A 7,613-nucleotide genomic window follows, 5' to 3' on the forward strand; every position below is an offset into this window, starting at 1 on the left:
TCCATGAAAACTATAGTGGATCTTTAAAGATCCATAACATATCTTCGAAATGGTAATGAAAATGAAGCTTTGCGTGCACTACAAATTTTTACTATTTTAGATAGCAATAGCGCCACATTTGCTATTTTCTTATTCTTTCAAGTATTACCGTTTATTCTTATGTTATAAAATCATTCATCTTTTTATAAATGATGACGTTTTCTTTCCTTTTCTTGATATGAGACAGTTCCATGTATTTCCGATGAGGTCCTCTCGACCTGCCTGCTTGAGACCTTCGTATACAAGGCTCTGGTTTCGGGGGTCACGGTAATGCATCATAGCACGTTGTATGTTCTTTTCCCTTCGTGATGTAGCTACATATACCTTCTTCCCCGTGAAGGGGTCCAGCCCTGTGTGGAACATGCAGGTGGCAGCTGTCATGGGTGTTGGTGTGAAGTCCTGCACCTGTTCAGTATACCTGTTCGTTTCCTTTATGTACTCTGCCAGTTCGACCATGTCTTCCATGGTGCAGGCAGGGTGTCCTGACATGAGGAACGTCACAAGATACTGGTCTTTGTTAAGCTTCTTGTTCGTCTTCTCAAAGATGTCGGCAAATTCCTCGAAAACCTCTTTTCCAGGCTTTTTCATGCAGTCGGTAACCTCTTTAGAATAGTGTTCAGGAGCGATCTTCAGCTGTCCACTGATATGATGTTCACATAGCTCTTCGATATATTCAGGGTCGAGAAGTGCAAGGTCATAACGTACACCGTAACTTACAAAGACGTTCTTTACCTCGGGGATCTCCCGGAGGAGACGTAACATCTCTATGTTCTCTTTGTGGGATGTGTCCATGGAGGGGCAGGGTTCAGGATACAGGCAGAGCTTATCCTTGCATGCTCCGCTCTTTTCCCATTTCTTGCACTTCATGGCATACATGTTGGCGCTGGGACCTCCGACTCCGATTATATTGCCTTTGAATCCTTTTAGTTTCGTAAGCAAGTGTGCTTCACGCACTATGGACTCGATGCTTCGACTTGAAACGGTACGTCCCTGATGCTGGGTTATGGCGCAGAAAGAGCAGCTTCCAAAGCAACCCCTGTGAGTTGTAATTGAGAATTTAACAGTTTCCAGTGCCGGCACTTTTTCCTTGTAAGAGGGATGTTCTTCCCTTGTGTATGGCAACTCGTAGACATGGTCAAGTTCTTCCTGTGAAAGCTGCCTCATCGGAGGGTTCTGGATGATGGTTGTTTTTGGATGGGGCTGTATTAGCGCTATGCCTCTGACAGGGTCCTGCTGTTCATACATCAGCTTGAATGCTTTTGCATAGAGTTGCTTGTCAGATGATACTTCTGTGTAGGAAGGAAGTTCCACGTAAGGGAAAGTGGTATCTTCACTTGTCTTCATTTCCTTCCACTTTTTCACTTCCAGCTTCCAGGCAGTTCCCTTGATATCCCTTATGCTGCTGATATCCTCGCCTGCATCAAGTCTTCGGGCAATTTCTGTGGTCTGCAATTCTCCCATTCCATAGACCAGCAGGTCCGCAGGAGCATCTGCAAGTACGGATTGCCTTACTTTGTCGGACCAGTAGTCATATTCTGCAAAACGGCGGAGGGATGCCTCGATACCTCCGATCACTATCGGTACGTCAGGGTATGCTTGCTTCAGTCTGTTGGAATAAACGACAGTTGCACGATTCGGACGCATTCCGGTTTTGCCTCCGGGGGAGTACAGGTCCTTTGGCCGGGGTTTGAGTGCAGGTGTGTAATTGCTGACCATTGAGTCAGTGTTGCCAGCAGCTACTGCGAAAAAGAGGCGTGGTCTGCCAAGTTTCATGAAGTCATCGGTATTATCCCATTCTGGCTGGGCGATGATACCTACTTTAAAACCGGCATCTTCGAGGACACGGCCTATTATCGTTGCACCAAAGCCTGGATGGTCTACGTATGCATCCCCGGAAATGATGATGATATCAAGCTCATCCCATCCGCGTCTTTTGCACTCTTTGCGGTCCATGGGGAGGAATCCAGACTCATAAGAGCCTTTTTGTTTACGTTTTTTTCCTGACATGATCTTTCTCTTTATCGGAATGATTTTGACATTTGCAGGGACAGGAGTATCTGTTTATTCACGTCCTCACTGGTTACAGGACCGTGTCCTGGGTAAAGGGTGATAACGTCCAGATCGGTGAGCTTTTCAATGGATCTTGAGAGCTCTTCCATGTTACCTCCTGCAAAATCAGTACGTCCAATACCGCCATTAGGGAACACGGTATCCCCTGAAAAGAGCCCTTTGGAATAAGGTTCATAGAGGCTGATACCACCTGGGGTATGTCCGGGTGTATGGATCAGTTGAAGTGCTTCTGTGTCACTTATCCGGATGATGTCGCCGTCCTCATAGAGTATATCCGGTTCAAAGTTGGGTGCCGGGGATGAGAACAACATGGATGCGCTTGTCTCCTCACTTTTCAAAGATGCAGCATCGTCCTTGTGTATCGCTATGGGTGCGTCACAGAGCTCAGCCACAGGTTTTGCAGCTGCACTGTGATCGAAATGTCCATGGGTGAGGATGATCAGTTCGATATTCCTTGGGTCGGTAAGCTCTTCCAGCTTTTGGATAAGCTTGCTCGTATCCATTCCCGGGTCGATGAGTATCTTTTCATTGATGAGGTATGAATTGGATGCATATGGTGATGTGTTGATCCTCTGAACTTTCATTATGTATCTCCTTTTGTTATCTTAAAGACCAAATACACTTCTTGTATTTTTAAGGGTTGCCTTTGCAATTGCTTCTTCTTCAATTCCCTTTGCCTCTGCAATCACCGGAAGAATGTCCAGCACGAATGCAGGTTCATTGCGTCCCTTTCTGGGAGATAAGTAAGGGCTGTCGGTCTCGATCAGTATTTTGTCAAGGGGTACATTTTCAGCTATGGACCTGTGATGATCTGAAAAACATACAATGGTGGGGATTGAGATGTAGTATCCGGCATCTGTTATCATGCTGGCGGTCTCTACTGAGCCTCCGTAGCAATGGAAGATGACCTTATCAAGATCCCGTACCATCTCGAAAGAATCCTCTTCGGCTTCCCTTCCATGTATAATGAGGGGTTTATTATAACTGTCTGCTATCTCGATGACCTTTTGGAAGTATTCTTTCTGGTGTTCCCTTTCCTTGCTATCCTTATAGTAGTGGTAATCAAGACCCGCTTCGCCGATGCCGACACTGTTCTCAGCTTCCTGTTCAAGCTGGAGAAGGATCTCGTCGGCGACTTCGTTACCGTAATGAGAAACAACAAGTGGGCTAAGGCCTATTGTAGGATGAATAAAATCGTATTGTTTTGCAAGTGCGAGTGTTGAGATGTTCGTCTTAAGGTCAATACCTGAATTGACCATTTCAACAACACCCGCATTGCGTGCTCTTTCAATTACTTCTTCACGGTCACGTTTGAATTTCGGGAAATCCAGGTGACAGTGTGAATCTATGACCTCTTGCATGCTCCTTATGTTTTAAGGAGCATGTTAATAGCTGTTACGAGCGTTTTCAGTTATATTGCTTTAAAAGATCTAACACGACAACCCTTATTAATTAATAAACAGAATTTCGTTTCATGGCTGTTCGACAAACTCTGAAAACCCGCGAATTCGGATATGAATTATCAGGATTCGAACACAATCTTATCTTTGAAAAAGATGAAATCGGGTTTGTGAGGTTTGATGGGAGAAGTCGTTCTATCTTTTATCTTGATCCATCTCCGTTTCTTCAAAGCCCAAAAAGAGAAATCTATGCAATAAGAGATTCAGATGTTCCCCTTCCTGCTAAAAATGAATTTATTGAAGTGACATCGTTTGAACTTGAAAGAGTTGTTAGTGGAAGAATGAACAATTTAGTCAATACTAACGTGAAGTATGTAAGATCCTGGGAAAAGGCAGATCCAAAAAAGCTACTTCATCGAAAGGTTATGAACTCAGAGGAATATGTTGATTTTTTTAAAAGGCCTTTTAAAAAAGAAGCTGAGAATATAGATGAAATAGCACAGACACTTGCATTGTGTTCTGTTTCTTCGAATGCAGTTGGTATTAATGAAAAAGGTGGTATTGATTCAGGAATCATCTCTAAAAAAAGTGGCTGGGAGCACTTCAAGTCTATAATGAGAATTATACCAAAGGAATTTAAATCGACAAAATCTGCATATTATTACAATTCACTTGAAGTTGAAAAGAATGTAAATCCAAAAGATAGCTTGGAAGTGAATTTGTCAATATTTAATCCAAAAGAAATGTTTGTACATGTTCCAGTAACATTTGATATTGATACAAGGCGTAGAGATGAATATTTAAAAGATATTACATTTGAAATCCCATTTGCTCGGGCACAATTGATTGATTCTCTTATGTTTCAACCGGAAATTACAAAAAAAGCTGAGAAACGCCTTACTGATCGTATTTATGATATGATTGAAACGTTCACTCATGCAGATACGTTTTCATACAAACAAGACTTGGGCGATGCGGCTCCTAAGATAGCATCTAGTATTGCTAGAATGAATTTTAAATCAGAAGTTTCTGTTGATGATGTAGACAATGGTTATAATAATTGGTTGGACATGTTTCACCATTCTCAACAATTTAGAGATTCCAATCTTGAAACAAATGAAATTTTCCGACTACCTGAAAATGCTAAAAATCTCTATCTTGAGATGGAACAATACTTTGGTGTGGACACGATTATTGACATTGCAGATATTGAAAAAATCACACGCCTTTCTCCCAAAGCACTTTCAGATGCTATTGCTAAATTGGTAAATGTAGGTGCAGTATACTCGCCGAGGCAAAAAAGTATTAAATTGTTGTCATTTAGAATTTGATTGAGGGTAGGTATGATCACACAAGAAATGTATGATGCTGTGGAAGAATCTGATGATCTAAAATGGGATGTAATCAAGTATGAAGATTAGATTGAAGATATAAATCGGAAAATAGAAGCAGCAATTAACGATGATGTGAAATTTGATTTGTATCAAGAACGTAAAGGGATACAGGAATTACTCGATGCCACAAAGTCACGCATTGATGAAATACAATCTGTGTTTAACCCTATATCTTTTAATTAATTTTTTGTCTAAATGCAATAAAATCGTCAAAAACAGTAATGCTTCACAATTGTGTGAAGCTTTATTGATGGTTTCTATGGAAGTCACAAGCCTAAGATAAGGCTCATGACATCCATTATTAAACTGCTCGTAAAAGTCCTTACGTCTTAAGGAGCATGTTAATAGCTGTTACGAGCGCTTCTACAGAAGCCAGGACAATATCCGCGTTTGCTGCGCGGGCTGTGACGATTCTGCCTTTTTCATCCTGTACGCCGATAACGACCTCTGCAAGTGCATCTGCACCGCCGGTCACAGCTTCTATTCTGAAGTCATGTATGCTTACGCTGGTTGCATGTTTTCCGATGAGGGTCTCAACGGCTTTCAGGGCTGCATCCACAGGTCCGACACCTACATCGGATGTGATACGCTCGGTTCCGTTGACCAGAGCCTTTACAACAGCTGTTGATGTGGTGACATTTCCTGTCATCACGCTCACCTCTTTGAGATCGATGGTTGGCATTCCTTCAGGTTTACCAAGGATATCGAATGCTATTACATAGAGGTCGGCATCGGTTATGCGTTTGCCTTTGTCTGCAAGCAGTTTTACCTTGTCGATGATGGCATCGAGCTGTTCATCGGAAGGATGGATGTTCGCAGATTGAAGTGATCTGAGAACTGCATGTCTGCCTGCGTGTTTTCCGAGTACTATCCTGCGTGTATGGCCCACCATTTCCGGTGTCATGATGCCGGGTTCGAATGTATCGGAGTTTTCGAGGACGCCGTGTGTGTGTATGCCTGATTCATGGGCAAATGCGTTTTCTCCGACGATCGGCATATGCGGTGGAATGGCTACTCCTGTATATCGTTCTACCATACGCGCAGTTTCAACGATGTATTCGGTGTTGATGTTCGTCTTTGCACCATAGATGGAGCGCAGGCTCATTACTGTCTCCGCAAGATCGGCATTTCCTGCACGCTCTCCAAGTCCGTTGACCGTTACCTGTGCCTGGCTTGCACCGGCTTCTATGGCCATCAGACTGTTTGCTACGGCAAGTCCGAAGTCATTGTGGCAGTGAGTGTCGATAGGGATGTTAATGTCCTTGTCCAGTTCACTTATGAGACGATACATGCCTGATGGAGCAATCACTCCCACGGTATCAGGAACGTTGATGATGTCACACCCTGCATCCTCTACTGCTTTGTAGACCTCGATCAGATAGTCCATATCTGTTCGTGTCGCGTCCATTGCAGAGAACATGCAGCGCATGCCGTGGTCCTTGATGTACTCTACGGCATTGGTCGCCATTTCAATGACTTCTTCACGGCTCTTCTTAATAGTATGTATCCTCTGGATATCAGATGTGGAAACGAAGGTGTGTATCATTCCTACATCTGCCTGGATACAGGCATCAAGGTCTTTTGTGAGTACACGTGCAAGACCACATACCTCTGATGTGAGGCCTGCGGTTGCGATATTGTGCACGGATTCCATATCACCTGCAGAGGCGATCGGGAATCCTGCCTCGATAGTATCCACTCCAAGCTTTGCAAGCTGATGAGCAATCTCAATCTTTTGCTCAGGAGTTAGGGATACACCGGGGGTTTGTTCGCCGTCACGAAGGGTCGTGTCAAAAATGCTTATCTTTCGGTCTTGAATCGGTTTATCGCCGTAAAAAGCGATCCCTCAGTTGTGTAGTTGTATCCATAATGATCGTATAATCTACATGATTAATGGTATAAATAGGAAATGGTGGTTGTATTGGTTTCTTTAGGAGGTCACTATATAGAATGTGTTTATAATGTGTTGTACTTCAGCAATGTCACGGCAGGTCAGGATCATTCTAGGTATGCCAGAGCAAGTTTCATCATGAATTCTTTGTACCGGATCATTTGATATATTCCAATTGTTCACTTTTTCTGATCCCGATTTCCTTATTATTTCAAGCATGGAAATACATTTGAAAGAAGCCTTTGATTCACTGGAAATTTGGTATATATGTTGTCGGAAAAAGCCTTCAATCACCCTTGGATATAAATCCGTGTCACATATTGACACACAACGTATAAATACGAGTGAGCTATTGTAGGGGTGCTCTCAGTGAGCTGGTCGCTGTCGATTCTGACACGATCTACTGAGAGTTCGAAAAACGTCATACATTTTGCGTATATCGACACATTCTCCAAAAATGTGTCACAATCTTCCGATTCGGAAGGTATATATGCGATGAGATGTATTATGAGAATCCCGCACAACGTGCGTGGAATTTCAATCACCTCCATTTCAAAATCATTAGTGGAGACCGGAGCTTTTCCGGTCTGACGTTGAAAGTGGCAGTTCGGTTAATTCTGACTGATAGTGACTTTATCTATCAAAAGAACTAACCAACTATTGTGCAAAGAAAACAACTCTCTAATTAAACAAAAGAGTTCTTTTCCGACAATTCTTAGTTAACTTCCAAATTTTGTGTGCTTTAACAAATAACTCTGGTTGATCCTGCCAGAGGTTACTGCTATCGGTATTCGACTAAGCCATGCGAGTTAAATGTTC

5 protein-coding genes are annotated in these 7,613 nt (G+C 42.9%); 1 reads left to right on the top strand and 4 read right to left on the bottom strand.

The features are described from left to right. Positions 1 to 174 precede the first annotated feature (174 nt). From LI82_RS12065 to LI82_RS12075, 3 genes are read right to left on the bottom strand one after another with little or no spacing between them, the layout of a single operon-like run. Positions 175 to 2,046 carry a YgiQ family radical SAM protein gene (locus tag LI82_RS12065; protein ID WP_081955838.1) on the bottom strand — a complete coding sequence of 624 codons (1,872 nt, stop codon included), beginning with the start codon at positions 2,044 to 2,046 and terminating at the stop codon, positions 175 to 177. Positions 2,047 to 2,057: 11 nt separating this feature from the next. Beyond that, entirely contained in the window at positions 2,058 to 2,693 is a 636-nt protein-coding gene (locus tag LI82_RS12070) for an MBL fold metallo-hydrolase (RefSeq protein WP_048196086.1), read from the bottom strand. A 21-nt stretch (positions 2,694 to 2,714) separates the two neighbouring features. Further along, positions 2,715 to 3,470: a TatD family hydrolase gene (locus LI82_RS12075; protein WP_048196087.1), complete on the bottom strand. Its 756-nt coding sequence runs from the start codon at positions 3,468 to 3,470 to the stop codon at positions 2,715 to 2,717. A 113-nt stretch (positions 3,471 to 3,583) separates the two neighbouring features. Between LI82_RS12075 and LI82_RS12080 the strand changes: the two genes are divergently transcribed. Beyond that, the gene (locus tag LI82_RS12080) at positions 3,584 to 4,840 is read left to right on the top strand and encodes a hypothetical protein (protein ID WP_048196089.1); all 1,257 of its coding nucleotides are present in this window, start codon (positions 3,584 to 3,586) and stop codon (positions 4,838 to 4,840) included. Positions 4,841 to 5,225: 385 nt separating this feature from the next. Here LI82_RS12080 and LI82_RS12085 read toward each other — a convergent pair whose 3' ends face one another. Then, positions 5,226 to 6,722: a 2-isopropylmalate synthase gene (locus LI82_RS12085; protein ID WP_048196091.1), complete on the bottom strand. Its 1,497-nt coding sequence runs from the start codon at positions 6,720 to 6,722 to the stop codon at positions 5,226 to 5,228. Between the last annotated feature and the right edge of the window lie 891 nt (positions 6,723 to 7,613).

This window comes from Methanococcoides methylutens (genome assembly GCF_000765475.1).
Taxonomy (GTDB): Archaea; Halobacteriota; Methanosarcinia; order Methanosarcinales; family Methanosarcinaceae; genus Methanococcoides; species Methanococcoides methylutens.

Bases quoted from the DNA above. Each gene is read 5' to 3' on its own strand.
- LI82_RS12070 (WP_048196086.1), bottom strand. From the start codon at position 2,693: ATGAAAGTTCAGAGGATCAACACATCACCATATGCATCCAATTCATAC.
- LI82_RS12080 (WP_048196089.1), top strand. From the start codon at position 3,584: ATGGCTGTTCGACAAACTCTGAAAACCCGCGAATTCGGATATGAATTA.
- LI82_RS12075 (WP_048196087.1), bottom strand. From the start codon at position 3,470: ATGCAAGAGGTCATAGATTCACACTGTCACCTGGATTTCCCGAAATTC.
- LI82_RS12065 (WP_081955838.1), bottom strand. From the start codon at position 2,046: ATGTCAGGAAAAAAACGTAAACAAAAAGGCTCTTATGAGTCTGGATTC.